Annotated in this window: 15 protein-coding genes and 1 pseudogene; 8 read left to right on the top strand and 8 right to left on the bottom strand. The window is 33.0% G+C overall.

What is annotated here, in order from left to right; all coding sequences use genetic code 11:
* Positions 1–56 precede the first annotated feature (56 nt).
* The 3 genes from NMK29_RS19920 to NMK29_RS19910 form a co-directional block, all read right to left on the bottom strand.
* Complete coding sequence (locus NMK29_RS19920; protein WP_234424234.1) at positions 57–3,956, bottom strand: S8 family serine peptidase; 3,900 nt, start codon at positions 3,954–3,956, stop codon at positions 57–59.
* A 213-nt stretch (positions 3,957–4,169) separates the two neighbouring features.
* Complete coding sequence (locus NMK29_RS19915) at positions 4,170–5,129, bottom strand: YheT family hydrolase (protein WP_108802804.1); 960 nt, start codon at positions 5,127–5,129, stop codon at positions 4,170–4,172.
* Complete coding sequence (locus NMK29_RS19910; protein ID WP_108802805.1) at positions 5,129–6,130, bottom strand: bestrophin family protein; 1,002 nt, start codon at positions 6,128–6,130, stop codon at positions 5,129–5,131. The genes NMK29_RS19915 and NMK29_RS19910 overlap by 1 nt, the downstream gene beginning before the upstream one ends.
* Before the next feature lie 214 nt (positions 6,131–6,344).
* On the opposite strand from NMK29_RS19910, the gene NMK29_RS19905 reads away from it, so the two are divergent.
* Positions 6,345–6,821, top strand: coding sequence for a thioesterase family protein (locus tag NMK29_RS19905; protein ID WP_027394294.1), 477 nt, complete (start codon positions 6,345–6,347; stop codon positions 6,819–6,821).
* On the opposite strand, the gene NMK29_RS19900 is transcribed toward NMK29_RS19905, so the two are convergent.
* A complete protein-coding gene (locus tag NMK29_RS19900; protein WP_108802806.1) occupies positions 6,813–7,706 on the bottom strand; it encodes a DMT family transporter in 894 nt (297 codons plus the stop codon). The genes NMK29_RS19905 and NMK29_RS19900 overlap by 9 nt on opposite strands.
* On the bottom strand, positions 7,699–8,052 hold the full coding sequence (locus NMK29_RS19895) for an arsenate reductase family protein (protein ID WP_108802807.1): 354 nt from the start codon (positions 8,050–8,052) through the stop codon (positions 7,699–7,701). The genes NMK29_RS19900 and NMK29_RS19895 overlap by 8 nt, the downstream gene beginning before the upstream one ends.
* Positions 8,053–8,152: 100 nt before the next feature.
* Between NMK29_RS19895 and NMK29_RS19890 the strand changes: the two genes are divergently transcribed.
* Positions 8,153–8,608, top strand: coding sequence for a DinB family protein (locus tag NMK29_RS19890; RefSeq protein WP_108802808.1), 456 nt, complete (start codon positions 8,153–8,155; stop codon positions 8,606–8,608).
* Here the strand turns inward: NMK29_RS19890 and NMK29_RS19885 are convergent.
* A complete protein-coding gene (locus NMK29_RS19885; protein WP_108802809.1) occupies positions 8,603–9,382 on the bottom strand; it encodes a DUF3298 and DUF4163 domain-containing protein in 780 nt (259 codons plus the stop codon). The genes NMK29_RS19890 and NMK29_RS19885 overlap by 6 nt on opposite strands.
* A 159-nt stretch (positions 9,383–9,541) precedes the next feature.
* Between NMK29_RS19885 and NMK29_RS19880 the strand changes: the two are divergent.
* The 6 genes and pseudogenes from NMK29_RS19880 to NMK29_RS19855 form a co-directional block, all read left to right on the top strand.
* Positions 9,542–10,687 (top strand): annotated as a pseudogene (locus NMK29_RS19880) (cystathionine gamma-synthase); the annotation flags it as partial.
* Positions 10,688–10,790: 103 nt separating this feature from the next.
* Entirely contained in the window at positions 10,791–12,134 is a 1,344-nt protein-coding gene (gene gdhA / locus NMK29_RS19875; RefSeq protein WP_108802811.1) for an NADP-specific glutamate dehydrogenase, read from the top strand.
* A gap of 123 nt (positions 12,135–12,257) precedes the next feature.
* Entirely contained in the window at positions 12,258–14,537 is a 2,280-nt protein-coding gene (locus NMK29_RS19870; protein ID WP_108802812.1) for a two-component regulator propeller domain-containing protein, read from the top strand.
* Positions 14,537–15,256 carry a DNA repair protein RecO gene (gene recO / locus NMK29_RS19865; protein WP_108802813.1) on the top strand — a complete coding sequence of 240 codons (720 nt, stop codon included), beginning with the start codon at positions 14,537–14,539 and terminating at the stop codon, positions 15,254–15,256. Before NMK29_RS19870 ends, recO begins: the two co-directional genes overlap by 1 nt.
* Positions 15,257–15,259: 3 nt before the next feature.
* Positions 15,260–17,668 carry a TonB-dependent receptor gene (locus tag NMK29_RS19860; RefSeq protein ID WP_108802814.1) on the top strand — a complete coding sequence of 803 codons (2,409 nt, stop codon included), beginning with the start codon at positions 15,260–15,262 and terminating at the stop codon, positions 17,666–17,668.
* On the top strand, positions 17,658–18,338 hold the full coding sequence (locus tag NMK29_RS19855; protein ID WP_371924111.1) for an HAD family hydrolase: 681 nt from the start codon (positions 17,658–17,660) through the stop codon (positions 18,336–18,338). Before NMK29_RS19860 ends, NMK29_RS19855 begins: the two co-directional genes overlap by 11 nt.
* Before the next feature lie 10 nt (positions 18,339–18,348).
* Here the strand turns inward: NMK29_RS19855 and NMK29_RS19850 are convergent, their stop codons facing one another.
* On the bottom strand, positions 18,349–18,837 hold the full coding sequence (locus NMK29_RS19850) for a nuclear transport factor 2 family protein (protein WP_108802816.1): 489 nt from the start codon (positions 18,835–18,837) through the stop codon (positions 18,349–18,351).
* Positions 18,838–18,843: 6 nt separating this feature from the next.
* The gene (locus NMK29_RS19845; protein WP_108802817.1) at positions 18,844–19,422 is read right to left on the bottom strand and encodes a hypothetical protein; all 579 of its coding nucleotides are present in this window, start codon (positions 19,420–19,422) and stop codon (positions 18,844–18,846) included.
* Positions 19,423–19,531: the final 109 nt, after the last annotated feature.

Genomic DNA, 19,531 nt, shown 5'->3' with positions numbered 1-19,531 from the left:
TGAAACAATTTTGTTTCAGGGCTTTATTAAAAATTAAGGTTATCTGTCTTAAATTTTTATTCTTTTATGAAACGAACCGTTCCCATATTTACTTTTAACATGTATACTCCAGCTTCCAATCCTTGAACATCAATTGTGTTAGAGAAAGTTCCTTTAAGAACCGTTTGCCCCAACATGTTATGAATTGAATATTCTTGAGTTCCGTAGTTTCCTGCACGAACATTAAGAATTGCTCCTTTCAATGGATTAGGATATACAGATAGTAATTCTGTTGGAGGTCCTTGTGGGTCATCAGAAGTGGTAACAAAAGATGTTGTAGTTCCACATGCTCCAAGGTTTGTCCATCCTGTAGCCGTTCTTTCGAATAGGTTTCCTTGATACGTAACCTGATCCCCAGTTTGATAGGATTGAGAACTACTCCATTCAGCAACTCCTTCACAGATATCTGTTGATCCACCACCACCAGAAGTATTGGTTAATGATACATTATCAATTGCAATATCAGCTTGCCAGGTAGATCCTGTAATTCTGTTAAATCTTAATTGAACTCCTCCTCCAACATAAGTTGCAAGGTCAATACTAGCTGTTAACCAAGAATTTCCTTTATTTCCAGATTCACTCCAAATATTTGTCCAAGTAGCACCATCGTCAGTACTTGCATCTACAGCGATACTTCCCATGTCTGTAGCACCATACATATGATAGCTGAAAGAGAAGCTTGCTTCTGAAAGACCAGAAAGGTCGAAACAAGGAGAATTTAAGATAGCTTGTTTGTTAGGATATCCCGTTCCATTTCCTGAAGCCTCAACAAAAATATAGTAAGAACCTTGAGTGGCGCTAGAAGGTCCAGTGCTACTAGAAGGTGTTCCACTAGCATCAACAGTCCAATTAATATCATCAGCAGTTGATTGAGTCCAAGCTCCTAAAGTATTTTCAAATCCTTCATCATATGGGAAAGAGGAAATACCTGAAGTACAACCACCTCCACCAGATCCTCCAGTAGTAGTTACATTTATAGTATTACTAAATGCTGATTCATTTCCAGCAGCATCTTTTGCTTTAATACTAAACTGATATGTAGTGTCTGCAGTTAATCCAGTAACATTTGCTGTTGTTCCTGTAACTTCTCCTAATACAGTACTTCCTTGGTATACATCATAAGCAGTAACTCCTACATTATCTGTAGCAGCATTCCATGATAGTGTTAAGGTTGTTTCCTCGATATTAGAAGCTGATAATCCGCTTGGTGCAGTTGGTGCTTGTGTATCTGGAGCGTCCGCAGTAGTAACATCAATTGTATTACTAAACGCTGATTCATTTCCAGCGGCATCTTTTGCTTTTACACTAAATTGATATGCAGTACTTGCTGTTAATCCAGTAACGTTTGCAGTTGTTCCAGTAACTTCTCCTAAAATAGTACTTCCTTGGTATACATCATAAGCAGTAACTCCTACATTATCTGTAGCAGCATTCCAGGATAAAGTTAAAGTAGTTTCAGTGATGTCAGATGCAGCTAAACTTGTTGGTGCAGTTGGTGCTTGTGTATCACCAGTAGAAGCTCCAATTGTAACAGTATAGTCTTCTACTTCTCCATATTGAAAAGATTCACAAGAAGTTGGTACTCCATTATATTTCATAGAAACACGCATTCTTGTATTTCCGTTTAATGCACTTGAAGGTACTGTAAAACTTCCACTAACCGGCGTAGTTTGTGTTGCAGCTTGTGTCCATACTTGCTCACCAGAATCTGTAAAAACTCCATTTTGATTATAGTCAATCCATACACTATATCCTTCACTATATGTAGTTCCTGTCCAGGTAGGTGTTACAGTAATTGTATAATCACTTCCCTTGGAAATTGAGGTAGAAATCGAAGTAAAATCTGAGTAACCTCCACTTCCTGCTCCAGAAGCATTATTAATTGTTCCTAATTGAACATTACCAATATATTCGTCAGCAACACTATTACCATTAGATGCGCAATAGTTTAATTGAATTTCGGTAGTCGTAAAAGTAGTAGATGCACTGTAAGAAGATGTAGATCCATCAGAACAGTTACTTCTTACTTGTACTTCATATGAAGTAGTTTCAGCTAAACCAGAAATTACAGATGAAACACCACTTGCTGTTTGTGTAGTCCAAGTTGAAGTTCCTGTTTGACGATATCTTACATCAAAAGATGCTCCAGGAATCGCAGTCCAGTTTATAGTTGCAGAATCAGAACCAATGTTAGAAGCTCCTACTCCTACAGGAACAGTAGCATTACAAACAACAGGTGTTCCTGTTAATCCAGTTACGATAAGAGAGAAGTTTTGACTTCCTCCCACTAAAGATCCTTTGTTGGTTACAGTAATGGTATATGTACCAGTAGCATTAGCTACATCAACTCTTTCATATGGATCTACAGTATTGTCTCCTGTTCCATTTGTAGTAATACCAGTTAATCTATAAGGATTGTATGTAGTAGTGTTTTTTGTAACTCTAATATCTAAATCATTTACTAACACAGCTGCATTCGAATTAGTTGCAGAAACAGCCGTTCCAGCACGATCCGTCCAAGAGATAGAAGCCATCAAAGAATTTACACCATCAGAATCTACAGTAATTGAATATGTTTGTCCACTATTCAGCGTAAGTTCTTCAATTTTGGTTTCATTTCCATTGTTAGTGATAGTTTCAGCAGCTTTTTTAGCGTTTAATAATCCCCATCCATAAACTGCATCAGGACCAGAAGGTCCGGCATCGTCTGCTGTATGAAGAGCTAAACCTTTTAGAGTTGCAGCTCTCATAAGACTACCATTTGTATTATTATAATGTTGTTGTAATAATAGTAATGATCCTGCAACATTAGGTGATGCCATAGAAGTACCAGTAATACTAGCATAAGCTGTATTGCTGCTTTCGTATGTAGAGTAAACCCCAGTACCGTTTCCGGTAATATCTGGTTTGATACGATAATCATCCGTTGGACCTTCACTACTAGAACTGTTTATAGAAACACTACTTAATGATCCATCCGAGTTAATATTAGCATCCTGAGCATTCGCGACTACTAAATTGTTTTTAGAAGTAGAATGTCCTGTTAATTTATCATAAGAAGAGTTTCCATCAAGTGGTTGTCCGTTATATCCATTTTGGTTACCATCATTACCAGCAGCTACTACCATTAGGTAGAAAGGTGCATTAAACATTACTTCATCCCAATCTCTAGAAGTGTCTATATATGCACCAAAATATTGATCTGGTACAAGATCTCCTCTAAATCCATAAGAGTGATTAGATATGATCATTCCGTTTGCAGCAGCAGTTGTAGCTTCAGCAACATCATTGTTCCACATATATCCATTTACTTTAGACTGAGGAGCCATTCCTTTTGCAGCAGCTTGAACACCAGAAGCTGTAATAGTTCCAGTTACGTGAGCAGCGTGAAAGTTTAATTGAGTGCCTCCTTCTGAAGCGGCATCTTGGATAGTAACACGATTGTTTCCTCCAGCACCATCATATTCCTGGTGAGATTCTCTTGCATGTCCACCGTCCCATACATGGGCAGTCATATTTTGACCATCTAGGTTTAATCCAAGTGATCCTCCAATATTAAGATGATTCGTTCTTGTGGATTCCGCAGCGTCTACGTTATAAGTAGTATAATAAAGTGCACTTCCATCTGGAGCAAGTCTTTGCAGCTCAGAAAAAGTTCCATCCTTTAGCGTGGTTTTAATAGGCCATCCATTTTGCTTTGCAGCTTGTATAGCTTCTTTCTTTTGAATTGCAGCTTTTTCTGCATTCTCAACTTGTAGTTGATTAAGTTTAGAAAGATTACTTTCCGACATGATTTTTGACCTCTGGGCTTTATCCTGAGCGAATGCTCCAGCCGAAAGAAGTATCATCATAGAAAAAACTAACATGTGTAGTTTTTTAAACCTTCTCCCAGTAAGGTTTTTGTAACTTTTTTTCATTTTTATTGAGTTTGAGTTAGCGATAATTTGATTTCCCTGATAATTCTATAAGGAAACGACCAAAACTCTTAAAATATTCCTAATTAAAAAAAGATTTTCGATAAAGGGATAAAAAATTACTACACAAAACCTTAACATTGACTTAACGTTTGTTTCATCAATCCGCATGTGTAGGTAAAATATTACAAATTACGGTAAAAACATCTGGTTCGCTTACCATTTATTTAGAAACTGTACGGTTTTATACTCGTTATAATAAGTTAGACCTCTAAGATAAAAGCCTACATGTCCACCAAAATTAGGTGTCTCTAAAAATAAATTATTGTTTTCCTGCGCTTCTTTAATTGGGTAACAAGCATTTCCCAGAAAAGTATCGTTCTTAGCGTTAATAATTAATGTTGGAATCTGAATATTTTTTAAAAATTGTTTACTACTACATTTTGTATAATAATCAATAGCATTTGTATAGCCATGAGCTTTGCTTGTGTATAAGTTATCAATATCAATCAATGATTTACAAGCATTGATATCTGATTTACTGATTTGCTCTGGAAAAACCTGTTGCCTTTCGTGCAGTTTTTCTTTTAAGCTTTTAATAAATCGTTTTTGATAAATAAAGTTTTTTGGTTTATTGATCTCTTTTAAAGAGTCATATAGATCACAAGGTACAGATACTACAACTGCAGATTTAACTTGAGTAGGGCTTGCTCTCTCTCCTAAATATTTTAGCGTTATGTTACCTCCAAGACTGAACCCACATATCGAAATAGTATTGTACTCTTTCTCGATGATATGGGTGATAATTGAACTTAAATCTTCACTCACACCTGCATTATAAGATCTATATAGTCTATTAACGACTCCACTACAATTTCTAAGATTTACTGCAGCTACATCCCAATGATTATTATTTAAGTGCCTGGCCAAACCGACAATATATTGACGTTGTGCATTGCCTTCTAAACCATGAATTAAGACAGCAACTTTTTGATTAGATTCACCATTAGACGGATAACTCCAATCGATATCAATAAAGTCACCATCTTCTAATTCTATACGTTCTCGCGTCTGAAGAATATCGTTTACTTTTCTAAGTAAATTAGGGTATATAGTAGAGAAGTGACCATTTTTAAAAAAATATGGTGGAGTGTATGTGGATTCTATTAAAGGCATTAGTAAAGAATATTGTCTTTCGGTTTTACTTTTTCCGGAAGATCTTTCTCATCTAACATATCTCTTAAATCTATTTCAATTGTTCTACAAAGTGCAGTCATCGGAACGTCATTAATTCTTCCTTCAAAAGGATCCTCGCTATTACTTCCTACTTTTTCCATTGTAGTGAATATCCAAGACACTAATACTGATAAAGGAATCATTAAGAAGATAAACCAAGGTTTAATATGGTATGCCATATCGCTGAGTTCATTTTCAAAAACATTAAGTAGTCCAAAAGGCAATAATAGCACAAAAATCCAAGTAAAAACAGTACTGAAATATGCATACTGACGAGGAAAAGGAGTGTTTTTGATACGTTCACATTTTCCTTGTAAATTATATAATTCCTCTAATATTCCGTGTAAAAGTTGTTTGTCGAATTCTGTAATTTTTCCGGAGTTTAATAGTTCTTTTAGATGTAATCCTTGGTTTTTTACTAAATGAGTTGCCGCATTTTTTCTTTGTAGTAAATCAGAATACTCTTCGTCTGAAATAAAATTTTTAGTGGCATTACATGCAGGGTTTTTTTCTCCGTGTTTTTTAACAAGACGTTCTACGGAAGGATTTTCTTTTATGGAAAATGAAGTAGGTTGTCTAAGTTGTATACGTAGTGCATTAATCCAAGCTATGTGTCTATAAATAAGTGCTTTTTTTGTTTCAGGGTTATCATTTACTAGACATAAAACTTGATTTGCCCACGTTCTACTATAATTAACAATGCCTCCCCAAATTTTACGACCTTCCCAAAAACGATCATAACTTTGGCTGTTTTTAAAACCAATGTAAAATGCTACGGCAATTCCAATAACTGTAAGTGGCTGAAAAGGAATGTCAATAAAGTGTAAACCTAAAAAATGATATAATGAAAAAATAGCTGCGGTATAGATAGTAAAAAATAGTAAGTTTCTCCAAGCAAAGCGAAGAATAAGTCCCCAACCAATATTACGTTTGATGTACATTCGTTAATTTTTTTTCTAAAATAAGAAGACCCTAAAGGTTTTCAAAACCTTAAGAGTCTTATTTTGAAGTTATAGATTTTAGAAATATTAATTTACTACAGGTTTTTATACTCAAAAATGTTTCAGGTGTTGAATACTAGTGCTATTTTTAACAAGGTTTTATTATGCAAGCATAATAAGTCTTTCGTATTTTTACAGTGTAAAATGAATAGTTATGTATTTGAAGGAATTCGAAATTAGATGGAATGATATTGACGCAAATCGTCATTTAGCTAACAAAGCATATATAGAATATGCGGCACATACCAGAATGACATTTTTGTCTGAGTTGGGTTTTGATCAACGATCTTTAGGAAAATTCAATATTGGACCGGTAGTTTTCTACGAGCATATCTATTATTTTAAAGAGGTTTTTTATGGTAGACCTGTAAAAGTCTCTTTGGAATTATCTGGAATGAGCGAGGATGGAAAATTCTTTGAATTTTTACATAATTTCTATGATTATAAAGGAAGAAACTTTGCAAGATGTGAGATGATGGGTGCTTGGATAGATTTAAATACTCGCAAATTAATACCGCTTCCTGAAGAAATGAATCAGTTTATGGATAAAGTGGAGCGTCCTGATAATTTTAAAATTCTTACCAAAGAAGACACTAGAAAATTTGCAAAAATACCACAAGACCTAAGTTAGTTTTTTAGGTTTTTTGGTCACTAAATACACACCTAAGAAAACTAATAGCGCAGAGATTATTTTAACGGCATTAAGAGAATCTGCTCCCATTGCCATGGCGAAACTTATTGCCAATAAAGGTTGTAAATAGATAAAGGCACCAATTGTAGATGCTTTTAATGTTTTTAGCGCGAATACGTTTAACAAATAAGTAAAAAAAGTAGTTCCAACAACTACAAAAGCCATTTTCCATATGACATCATAAGGTAGTGATGTCCATTGTACTTCGCTAAATTCTGAAATGGTAATAGGAAAATTAACAATGACCCCTATTAGGAAAAACCATTTCATTAAAGTAAAAGAATGATATTTTGCGGTTAGTGGTTTTACCAATACAAGATATATAGCATAAGAAGCAGCATTGACAATAAAAAGAACATTACCTAGTGGAATATTAGGAGCATCTTGTCTAGTTTCTGACCCAAAAAGAATTAAGCCCAAAGCTCCAGAAAAACCAAGTAGAATTCCAACAGTTCGTAACCAAGTTATTTTTTCACTAAGAAAAATAGCTGATAACACAAATACCAAAATAGGAGAGATGGTAATCATAACTGAGCTGTTTATCGGTGTAGATAATTGAAGTCCTTTAAAAAACATCAACATATTAATCACCATACCAAAAATTGCACACCCAAATACTCTTAACCAATCATCGTGATCAATTTTTTGCTTAGGAGCCCATATAGATGCTAACCAAAAAAGCGCCGCGGCACCAATTACTCTAAGAAGAATAAAGCCAAAAGGTTTAATATAGGTTGGCATTACACCTTTTGCTAAGGTGTGATTGATTGCATAAATTAGACTTGCGCCAAAAGCTGCTAGTAATGCTGCCGTTCTTTTATCCATTAATAGCAATATTTGCAGCTTCTACTACTTTTTTACTATTACCAATAAATATTTGATTATCAAATAATATTACTGGACGTTTTAAGAATGTATAATGTTCTAGAATTAAATTTTTGTAATGATCTTCTGTTAACACTTGATTTTTTAGGTTCCTTTCTTTATAAAGCCGTGCTCTTTTACTAAAAAGGGATTCATATGAACCAGCTAACGATTTCATTTCTTCTATTTGAGATAAGCTAATCGCTTCTGATTTAATGTCTTGCAAAATAAAATCAGAAGAAAGGTTTAGTTCATTCATGATTCGTTTACAAGTATCACAGGTTGATAGGTAATATACTTTTTTCACAGATCTTTATTTAAAATGTCAAAATCAACACAAAGGAAATTCATTTCTCTTTGAAAACTCATATTTTTGGGTAAAAATTAAGAACGTTTACTACTTACATATGAAAGATCAATTAGAAATCACAAGAACCAATAGAAAATTACTAGCCAAAATTATGGATAACTTTTCATTGGAAGATCTAAATAAAGTTCCAGAAGGGTTTAATAATAATTTGATTTGGAATATTGCTCATGTAGTAGTTACGCAACAGTTGCTTACTTATAATTTAAGTGGATTACCAATGATGATTGATGATGAGATGATTGCTAAATATCGTAAAGGGACTAAAACAGAAGGTTTGGTAAGTAAAGAAGAGGTAGAAAAAGTAAAAGAACTTCTTTTTGCTACCATTGATAAAACTGAAAAAGACATAGATGGTAGTATTTTTCAAGGGTATCAAGAATATCCTACTAGTACTGGTTTTGTATTAAAATCTGTAGAGGATGCTATCAATTTTAATAATTTTCATGAGGGAATACATCTCGGTTACATTTTAGCACTCAAAAAGTCATTATAAAATAGTAGTTGTAAAATAATTCGCTACTTCTTCTTTTTTAAGTTTTAACTCTATAGGTCCTTCAGCGTATGAACTTATTTCATATTGGTTATAGAAAAGAATAATATGGGTCTCTGTTAACCCAATGTTATTTGGTAAACTAAAAGTGTTATTATCAAAGAAGAAACCAGTACTATTTATAGATTGTTTATTAGGAATAGCGTACTTCTCTCTAAATATTTTTTCGACATATATTGAAAAGTTGTTCACATCCTTTAGGAGTTTTTCATGCGGTATAATTGCACCAGTTTTTGCATCAATGTTTATGTAGTTCGAATTGCCACTTCCGTGAGCACCTCCAGTAAATATATAAGAATCTATTAGAACAGAAAGAATGAATTTATTCTGATAACTGATGTCACAGTTTATACTTGCTTCATATGGAATAATTTCTTCGGGAAATTCCTTTTTTATTTCTTGATAGGAGTTATTAAAATTTTTAAGAGCTTCTTCTATTTTATCTATAGAAGTGTCATCTTCTACGTTTAAGCTAGTACTAGCAGCCTTTTCTATTTGAATATTGATTTTTTTTGCAATTTCATTTTCATTTATAGATTCTAGAAGAAAAATTTCTGTAATAGCACAATCAGAGCTATTGCAGTCAAAATAATTATCAATGGCGATAGTGCGTTTATGAAAACTTAAAGGTTCACTCTTTTGGCAGCTATAAAAACAAATAGAGATTACTGCTAAAAAAAGTGACTTAAGATTGGTGTTAGTTTTTGTGTTAATCATCTACTAAAGATATTCATTGAAATATGATTAGAACGAATTAAGTTATAAATTTGTTTTAGTTTTTTAACAAAATAGATTACAAGTTGGTTTTTTTCAGTTCTGAAATATAAGAATTGATCGAAAGAACATCTAAAAAATAAGAACACTGATAAAAATCGAGGAATCGTGAAGTTTAATACCAAAACAATACACGGAGGACAAATACTTGATCCTGCTTATGGATCTGTAATGCCTCCAATATATCAAACTTCTACCTATGCTCAAACTACTCCTGGAGGACACAAAGGGTTTGAGTATAGTAGAACACATAATCCAACTAGAAAATCTTTAGAAAATGCTTTGGCAAGTCTTGAAAACGGAAAACATGGATTGGCTTTCGGATCAGGATTAGCAGCTATTGATGCGGTACTTAAATTATTAAAACCTGGCGATGAAGTGATTTCAACAAATGATCTCTATGGGGGAACCTATAGATTGTTTACCAAAATTTTTGAAGGTTTTGGAATAAAATTTCATTTTATTGGAATGAAAAATGCGGGTAACGTTGAAAAATACATTAATGAGAAAACAAAACTGATTTGGGTAGAGACACCAACAAACCCAATGATGAATATTATCGATATTAAAGCAATTGGTAAGATTTCTAACAAACATAATCTTCTATTAGCAGTAGATAATACATTTGCAACACCTTATTTACAGCAACCTTTAGATCTTGGTGCTGATATCGTAATGCATAGTGTTACTAAATATATTGGAGGGCATAGTGATTTGATAATGGGCGCTTTGATAGTTAAGGATGATGAAATTGCGAATCGCCTGTATTTTATTCAAAATGCAAGTGGTGCGGTTTGTGGTCCGCAAGATAGTTTTTTAGCGCTTAGAGGAATTAAAACATTACACGTTAGAATGCAGCGTCATTGTGAAAATGGAGAAGCCATAGCAAATTATCTAAAAAATCATCCTAAAATTGAAAATGTATACTGGCCAGGATTTAAGGATCATCCTGGTTATCATGTAGCTAAAGAACAAATGAATGGTTTTGGTGGCATGATATCTTTTGTTACAAAAAATAGTAATTACAAAGAAGCGATAAGAATAGTTGAAAATTTGAAGATTTTTACATTGGCAGAATCACTTGGTGGGGTGGAGAGTTTAGCAGGACATCCAGCAAGTATGACACATGCGTCAATTCCAAAAGTAGAAAGAGAAAAGACTGGTGTTGTCGATTCTTTGATTAGACTAAGTGTGGGAATTGAGGACGTCAATGATCTTATTTCTGATCTAGAAAAAGCTATTGGATAGAGTGTTATTAAATTCAAAAAATTAGATGTAATTTTTTGATAATATCATATATTTGACCAAATAAATTAACCATTAAATAAGAATCTTTTAATCCTATTAACATATGCAAGCAAAAATAGATGCATTTATGGAAGAAGTAAGAGCTCGTAATGCGCATGAGCCAGAGTTCTTACAAGCGGTACAAGAAGTTGCAGAAACTGTAATACCGTATATAGCTACGCAGGAAATATATAATGGAAAAAACATTCTTTTGAGAATGGTAGAACCAGAGAGAGCTATAATGTTTCGTGTGCCTTGGGTAGATGATAAAGGTGAAATACACGTAAATCGAGGATATAGAATTCAGATGAATTCTGCTATAGGTCCTTATAAAGGAGGATTACGTTTTCATCCTTCGGTAAATTTAAGTATTCTTAAGTTTCTTGCTTTTGAACAAGTATTTAAAAATAGTTTGACTACACTTCCGATGGGTGGTGGTAAAGGAGGTTCTGATTTCGATCCTAAAGGAAAATCTGATGATGAAATTATGCGTTTTTGTCATAGTTTTATGAGTGAGCTTTTTAGACATATTGGTCCTAATACTGATGTTCCAGCAGGAGATATTGGAGTAGGAGCACGTGAAATAGGTTTCTTGTTTGGGATGTATCGTAAAATGCGTAATGAATTTACGGGAGTTTTAACAGGAAAAGGATTAACCTGGGGAGGATCTGAGATTCGTCCAGAAGCCACAGGATATGGTACTGTATATTTTGCCGAAAATATGCTTATGACTAAAAATAATTCTTTTGAAGGAAAAACAGTATTAGTTTCTGGTTCTGGAAATGTGGCGCAGTACGCTACAGAAAAAGCTATTCAATTAGGAGCTAAAGTAGTTACATTGTCTGATTCTTCTGGGTATATCTATGACGAAGATGGAATCGATAATGATAAGCTTAAGTTTGTTATGGAACTTAAAAATGAAAAAAGAGGTCGTATAAGTGAATATGCGGATAAATATAGCTCTGCCAAGTTTCATAAAGGAAAAACACCTTGGGATGAAAAATGTGATATCGCATTGCCTTGCGCAACACAGAATGAATTGAATGGTGATGACGCTCGAAGATTAATTGATAACGGATGTATGTGTGTTAGTGAAGGAGCTAATATGCCTTGCGATTCGGATGCTGTCGCAGCTTTTCATAAAGCTAAAATATTTTTTGCGCCAGGTAAAGCGTCAAATGCGGGAGGAGTTGCTACTTCTGGATTGGAAATGACTCAGAATTCTTTACGTTTTAAATGGACTAGAAAAGAAGTTGATGAGAAACTAAAGCAGATTATGAATGATATTCATGAAAAATGTGTTCAATACGGAACAGATGAAGATGGTTATATTGATTATGTAAAAGGAGCAAATATTGCAGGTTTCGTAAAAGTTGCTGATGCTATGTTAGCTCAAGGAGTTATATAAATAATAATAAGTGTTTATTATGAAAGCCGTTCTTACTATAAAGAACGGCTTTTTTCATTATTTGAAAGCAATAATTAGTATTTTAGCGTGTTATCAAGGCAGCGTTAATATCACTCCATAATTATGCGATACTTCAGACAGTTAATACTTCTAATTTTTCCGGTATTTCTATTTTCCCAAGATTTTAGCAATCAATGGACTGGGCATTATTCCTATTTTCAGATTAACGATTCCTATGCAACAGAAAATAAAATTTATGTTGCTTCGGTGAATACAATTTTTATCTATGATACGGATACAAGAACTTCGGAAACCTTTACTACTGTAAATGGTTTGTCTGGAGAAACAGTATCTTCCATTTATCATAGTTCAGTATTTGATATTACTGTTATTGGTTATGATAATGGATTGTTAGAGCTAATAGTTGATGATGAGGTAATAACTTTTATCGATATTTTAGAGAAACCAACGATTCCTCCAACACAGAAAAGGATCAATCACTTTTTTGAAAATGGTAATATATTGTACGTCTCCACAGAGTTTGGGATCGTAGAGTTTAATTTAGAAAGAATAGAATTTGGTGATACGTTTTTTGTGGGTCCAGCTGGATCACAAATAAATATAACTGGAACGGTAGTTTCAAACAATGTGATTTATGCAACTACTTCGAATAATGGAATTTTAAATGCAAATGTTGACAACCCTAATTTAGTTGATTTTAACCAATGGATAACTTTAGTTCCAGGACAGTATAGAGGAATTACATTATTTAATGAGCAGATTTTGGTATGGGAGAATAATAACCTTATCAGTCGTCTTGATGGACCAGTTCTAACTACAGTTGTAACTGCTTCTAGTAATGTAATAGATGTTTCTATCGATTCTGACAATTTAATAGTTGCTAATACAGATCGAGCATCGGTATTTGATACAAGCTTTAATGAAACTACATCGGCTATTAGTACAACAGGAGATTCTTTTTTATTAAATACCGCGTTATCTTTTAATAATACACTATATCTAGGAACAGATAGTAGAGGATTATTACAAGTTGATTTTAATGATCTTACTAATAAAACTTCAATATCTCCAGCGGGACCATTAAGTAATTTTACTTTTGGTATAGAGGCATTAAATAACACACTATGGGTTGTATTTGGTCAATATGATGTCAATTTTAACCCGTTTCCTTTACAACAAAGAGGGATAAGTAAACTCACTTCTGAAGGATGGTTAAATATTTCTAAAGATGAGGTTTTGGGTGCTACGTCTTTATCTCATATTACTATTAATCCCAATAATGAAGATCAGGTTTTTATTAGTAGTTTAAGTAGTGGCTTATTAGAGATTAATGATAATGTAGTAACTAATTTATATAACAACCTTAATAGTGGTTTTGAGTCATTTGTAACAAATGATCCAATTTTTGTGTTTCTTAATGGCTCTGTTTTTGACAATGAAGGAAATCTGTGGGTTAATAACGCTAGGGTTGACAATGGTTTGAAAAGATTTTCTCCTGGTGCGACACAAACACTTAATGTTAATTTAAGCAGATCGATACCTAATCCTTTAAATAATTTAGGTTTTACGGATACGGTGATAGATAGAGACGGAAATTTGTTTGTTGGTGGATTTAATTCAGGTGTGATTGGTTACAATACTGATACAGAAAGTCAAATTCAATTATCTGGTGAAACAGAAGGTTCTAATCTTCCTAGTGATTATGTACTTGCTTTAGAGGTTGATCGGAATAATCAATTGTGGATTGGTACTTTTAGAGGTATAAGAGTTTTGTTTAATACCTCTGGAGTGTTTCAGCAAAGTAACCCTCAAGCAAGTCAGATTATTATTTTAGATGATGAAGGTGTTCCTCAAGAATTATTATTTGATGAGACAATTACTGATATCGAAGCAGATGGATCTAATAATAAATGGGTAGCTACAGCATCATCGGGAGTATTTTATTTTTCTTCTGATGGACAAGAGACATTAGCTCATTTTACAGCTGATAATTCTCCATTACCCACAAATAATGTATTAGATATATCGGTAGATGATTCTACAGGTTCTGTTTATTTTGCAACTGAGAAAGGTTTATTAGAGTTTAAAGGTACCGCTACCGGACCAGAAGATAACTTGGATAATGTAGTTGCATTTCCTAATCCGGTACGTCCAGGATTTAATGGGCAGGTCACAATAAAAGGATTAACAAGTAGATCAAATGTAAAAATCACTGATATTGAAGGTAACTTAGTATATGAAGAAATTAGTGAAGGTGGAAGTATTCAGTGGGATACTACTGCTTTTGGGAGACATAAGGTAGCATCTGGAGTTTATCTTATTTTAGTTACAGGAGAAGATCAAGCAGAAACGACTGTTTCTAAGCTTTTGATAGTTAGGTAATGATTGTTAATACTCCAGCCATAGTAATTCATTCTTTGCGTTATGGAGAAAGTGATTTAATAGTTTCCTTATTAACGAAAACAAGTGGCTTACGTTCTTATTTGCTAAAAGGAATATTAAAATCTAAAAGAGGAAAAATACGATCTTCTTTGTTTCAACCGTTAACGTTACTAGAAATTGAAGCAAATCATAAAGACAAAGGTACTTTAGAAAGAATTAAAGAAGCTAAAGTTCTAATCCCATATCAATCTTTGCATACTAATTTTGTTAAAAGTTCACTTGTGTTTTTTCTTTCAGAAATATTAAAAAACACAATTCAAGAACAAGAAATAAATGAGGATCTTTTTCATTATTTAGAAACAACTTTTTTGTGGTTAGATTCACATGATAATATTGGTAATTTCCATATTTCGTTTTTAATAAAGCTGACACAATATTTAGGGTTTTATCCAGATACATCCAATATTTCTTCGTCAGTTTTTAATATGCAAGATGGGTGCTTTCAGGAAGATTCTTCTAACATCTATTGTCTCGAAGGAAATAGTGTTTTGGTGCTTAAGAAGTTTTTGGGCACGACATTTGAGGAAAGTATGAGTATTAAAATGTCTAGAATGGTAAGAAATGAGATTCTTAATACGTTATTAGTATATTTTGAGCTACATTTGCACGGTTTTAAAAAACCAAAGTCACTTTCGATTTTGAATGAAATTTTTAGTTAAGTAATGCGCTTATTTTTAATTGTTGTATTCACTTTATTTTTTGTAACGGATAATGCTGCTCAAAGTATTACTGTGCTAAGTAGGTCAAATAACCAACCTATTCCTAGTGTTACAATTCATAATAAAACTAAGTCAAAAACTGTTATAACGGATTTTGATGGTATAGCGGATATTTCCGATTTTTCGGAAACAGAAATTCTATATTTTATTCACATATCCCACATAACTTTTACTATTACTAAGTCTGAAGTTCTAGCTTTATCAAATAAAGTGTATTTGGAGGTGGATGAAAATCAATTATCGGAGGTAGTGATTTCAGTTTCTAAATGGGAACAGGATAAAAAAGATGTTACTCAAAAGATTGTTAGTATTACATCTGATGAAATCTCTTTCTCTACGCCACAAACTTCAGCTGACCTTCTACAGAGTAGTGGACAAGTGTTTATACAGAAAAGTCAGTTGGGAGGAGGTAGTCCAATAATTCGAGGATTTTCTACTAATCGATTATTACTAACTGTGGATGGAGTTCGAATGAATAATGCCATTTTTAGAGGAGGAAATGTCCAAAATGTAATATCGGTAGATCCGTTTACTATAGATAGAACTGAAGTGATTTTAGGTCCTGGTTCTGTAGTATATGGGAGTGATGCAATAGGTGGTGTAATGAACTTTTATACCGCACAACCTAAGATTGCTATTCGAGGAAAAAATAAATTTAGTGGGAATGCCATAGCTAGGTATGCTAGTGCAAGCAACGAAAAAACAGGTCATATTGATTTTAATATTGGTTTAGAGAAATGGGCATTCCTAACTAGTGTGAGTTATACCGATTTTGATGACCTTACTATGGGAAGTCATGGTCCAGATGATTATTTGCGAAATGAATATGTGGAAACAATTGATGGCGTAGATACAGTAGTTGAAAATGACGATCCTAAAAGTCAGGTTTTTACAGGGTATGATCAATTTAATCTTTTACAAAAAGTACATTTTATTCCCAATGAAAGATGGGATATAAATGCAGGATTTATTTATACGAAAACTTCTGATTATCCTAGGTATGATCGTTTGATTCGTCGAAGTGATGGTGATTTAAGATCTGCCGAATGGTATTATGGACCCCAAAAATGGTTAATGGGTAATATACAATTAACCAATAAATGGAAAAACAGATTATACGATAAAGTAAAGTTTACAGCTGCGTATCAGAATTTTCAAGAAAGTAGAAATGATCGAGATTTTGGGGATGATACGTTGTCAAGAACCAAAGAAGATGTAGATGCTTATTCTGCAAACCTTGATTTTGAAAAGAAATTTGACGATAAAACTACTGTATATTACGGTTTAGAATATATTTTGAATCAAGTCTTATCAGAAGGGTCAGAATTTAACATTTCTACCAATGAGGTTGTAGCTGCACCATCAAGATATCCAGATGGGTCTACTTGGCAATCTATTGCAGCATACGCTAGTTTAAAAAGTAAGTTGAGCGAAAAAGTAAGGTTTCAAGGAGGGTTACGATATAATAGAATTATTCTTTATTCAGAATTCGACAACGCATTTTTTGATTTCCCATTTAGAGAGGCAAATATTGATACAGAGGCTTTTACGGGGACAGCTGGAATTAGCTGGTTACCAAATGATATTTTGCAATGGAAGTTTAATTTTTCTACGGCATTTAGAGCACCTAATATTGATGATGTAGGTAAAATTTTTGATTCCGAACCAGGTTCGGTGGTGGTGCCAAATCCAGATTTGGAACCAGAATATGCTTATAATGGAGAAATTGGATTGACTGCTAATATTGGTAAGAATTTCAAGATTGATTTAGCAACTTATTATACACAATTGGACAATGCTTTAGTTCGAAGAGATTTTTCTCTTAATGGAGAAACTGAGATTATTTTTGGAGGAGAACTAAGCAATGTACAGGCGATTCAGAATGCAGCTAATGCTCAGATTTATGGTTTTGAGGCAGGTTTTAGCTATGATTTTATAAAGAATTTTAATCTTTCTTCTAAATACACATTTACAGGTGGAGAAGAAGAACTAGATGATGGTTCAGTATCACCATCGAGACATGTAGCTCCTCAATTTGGTAGTACAAATCTTAATTATACAAATGATAAATGGATGATTGATTTTTCTGCAATTTATAATGGACAATTTGATTTTGAAGAGTTGGCTCCTTCTCAACAAAACAATGACTTTTTATATGCATTAGATGAAAACGGAAATCCATATTCTCCTTCTTGGTATACCCTTAATGTGAGATCAAGATATCAGTTTACTAAAAGTTTGCAAGCAACTTTAACCATTGAGAATATTACTGATCAACGTTATCGACCATATTCATCTGGTATCGCTGGAGCTGGAAGAAATTTTATTCTATCTTTAAAGTATTCTTTATAATATAAAAATAATACTTCTGAAAGACACATTATACATATTTGACATTGATGGGACATTAACAGATAGTGTACCTATGTATTTAATCTCTGTAACCAAAGCTATGATGAGTATGGGGATTAATAATATTGATACAGACTATAATAATTATAAGCATCATACGGATAGTTATGCGTTACGATATAATTATGAGCGTAGTTTTAAACAAGATCTTTCGGAGAATCTTTTAGGAGATTTTGAGAATAATTTGGTAAAGCAAATGCTGGAATTCGATCCAGTAAAAGAAATTAAAGGAGCTCAATCTTTAATACAATCTTTTAGAGATAAGTCTATTCCCTTTTGTTTTGCTACCGGAGCACTTCCTAAACCTGCAATGCTTAAATTAGAGCAATGTGATATATGGTACGATGAGTTATTACTAGCTACTTCTATGACACATGAATCACGAGAAGGATTTGTAATGGATGCATTAGAAAGAGCAAAAGCATTTTATAATATATCGCAGTTTTCTAAGATTATCTCAGTGGGTGATGGGCTTTGGGATCTGAAAACAGCCCAAAACTTATCTTTAGATTTTGTTGGTATTGGAGATAGGAATAAGGAAAAACTACTACAAAACGGCGCTACTAGATGTTATTCTAATATAGAAGAATTTAGTAAAAGTATATTCTAGTTTTTAAATATTACTTACTTCTTAATTTTTTTATTAAATCACTATCAAAACTTTCCTTAAGTATAGTAATTTCTTTTACATTTTCATTGGGTATTGCAATGGATAGGACGTAATGTTTTATTTTCCAGCCTTCAGTCGTTTTTTCTAACACACCGCTACCTCTGCAGATTCCCATTTGAGTATCTAATAATTCATCAAACCAAGCTAATTTACTGTCAGTTTGAGCAAATATATTTCTTTCTAATGTGCTAAAGCTCCATGCTTTTCCTTTGTCAAAATAAGGTTTAGAAAATGCTTTAAAGGAAGCTAAATCCCAGTTCTCCGTAGCATCAGTTCCAATAAATATGGCATCATTGGTCATCAAACCAAAATAAGAATCGAATGATGCATCAGCTGCGGCTTTATGCCATTGTTCTAATACGGTATTGATTTCTTTTTTTGTTTGAGCTTGAGAAGTAATGGCAATTGCAAAACATATAAAAATTACTAAATTCTTCATACTATTTTATTCTTCGATTTCAATATTCTTTTCTTCTGGAGATAAAATGGAATCTCTTAGGATGTCACGTTCTCTAAGAAGTTCTTTTTCAATATTTTCTGGAATTGCTAATGATAATTCATTTAGCTGAATAATAAGACTATTATAAGCTGTAAGCAATCTAATATTGGCGTCCATAAGTTTTTGAGAATCTTGACTAGTAGTTTCAGTAAGTTGTAGCAATAAACCTGATTCTGTTGTTAGTACCGCGATTCTAGAACTGATGTTATTTACCTTTAAATCTTCGGAAACATTTTCTTTAAAAGACTGAACAAGTAAATTCACACTATCAGCGTATTTTTTGATATGAAAAGGGTTTGATTTGCTCATAGAGACTATTAACTTTTTAAGATTCTGAAAATCCTCAAAGTTTTCAATGTCTTTTGAAGCTTGTGGAGATAGTTTTAATACATCTATTTCGGCTTTTTCCTTAGATAAACTATCTAGTTTAACTATTTCAACTTCTTCTTGTATAGTAGTATTTTCTTTTTTACAACTTACACAAATGATTGTAAGAGTAAGTACTGTATATAAAAATGATCTCATCATAAGATTTTCAATAACAGACCAAAAATAGGGAATATCGTTGCAACTAAAAATTAAAAGCCTTAGGTATTATGAACCTAAGGCTTAAAACAATTCATTAATATAATAT

The organism is Aquimarina sp. Aq107, assembly GCF_943733665.1.
In the GTDB taxonomy this organism is placed as follows: domain Bacteria; phylum Bacteroidota; class Bacteroidia; order Flavobacteriales; family Flavobacteriaceae; genus Aquimarina.
The sequence above is the reverse complement of the archived record's forward strand: the minus strand, read 5'-3'. Positions and strand labels throughout refer to the sequence as shown.

What these genes read in the sequence shown, in the direction of transcription:
- NMK29_RS19920 (WP_234424234.1), bottom strand. Translation starts at nt 3,956, where the DNA reads ATGAAAAAAAGTTACAAAAACCTTACTGGGAGAAGGTTTAAAAAACTA.
- NMK29_RS19915 (WP_108802804.1), bottom strand. Translation starts at nt 5,129, where the DNA reads ATGCCTTTAATAGAATCCACATACACTCCACCATATTTTTTTAAAAAT.
- NMK29_RS19910 (WP_108802805.1), bottom strand. Translation starts at nt 6,130, where the DNA reads ATGTACATCAAACGTAATATTGGTTGGGGACTTATTCTTCGCTTTGCT.
- NMK29_RS19905 (WP_027394294.1), top strand. Translation starts at nt 6,345, where the DNA reads ATGTATTTGAAGGAATTCGAAATTAGATGGAATGATATTGACGCAAAT.
- NMK29_RS19900 (WP_108802806.1), bottom strand. Translation starts at nt 7,706, where the DNA reads ATGGATAAAAGAACGGCAGCATTACTAGCAGCTTTTGGCGCAAGTCTA.
- NMK29_RS19890 (WP_108802808.1), top strand. Translation starts at nt 8,153, where the DNA reads ATGAAAGATCAATTAGAAATCACAAGAACCAATAGAAAATTACTAGCC.
- NMK29_RS19885 (WP_108802809.1), bottom strand. Translation starts at nt 9,382, where the DNA reads ATGATTAACACAAAAACTAACACCAATCTTAAGTCACTTTTTTTAGCA.
- gdhA (WP_108802811.1), top strand. Translation starts at nt 10,791, where the DNA reads ATGCAAGCAAAAATAGATGCATTTATGGAAGAAGTAAGAGCTCGTAAT.
- NMK29_RS19870 (WP_108802812.1), top strand. Translation starts at nt 12,258, where the DNA reads ATGCGATACTTCAGACAGTTAATACTTCTAATTTTTCCGGTATTTCTA.
- recO (WP_108802813.1), top strand. Translation starts at nt 14,537, where the DNA reads ATGATTGTTAATACTCCAGCCATAGTAATTCATTCTTTGCGTTATGGA.
- NMK29_RS19860 (WP_108802814.1), top strand. Translation starts at nt 15,260, where the DNA reads ATGCGCTTATTTTTAATTGTTGTATTCACTTTATTTTTTGTAACGGAT.
- NMK29_RS19850 (WP_108802816.1), bottom strand. Translation starts at nt 18,837, where the DNA reads ATGAAGAATTTAGTAATTTTTATATGTTTTGCAATTGCCATTACTTCT.
- NMK29_RS19845 (WP_108802817.1), bottom strand. Translation starts at nt 19,422, where the DNA reads ATGAGATCATTTTTATATACAGTACTTACTCTTACAATCATTTGTGTA.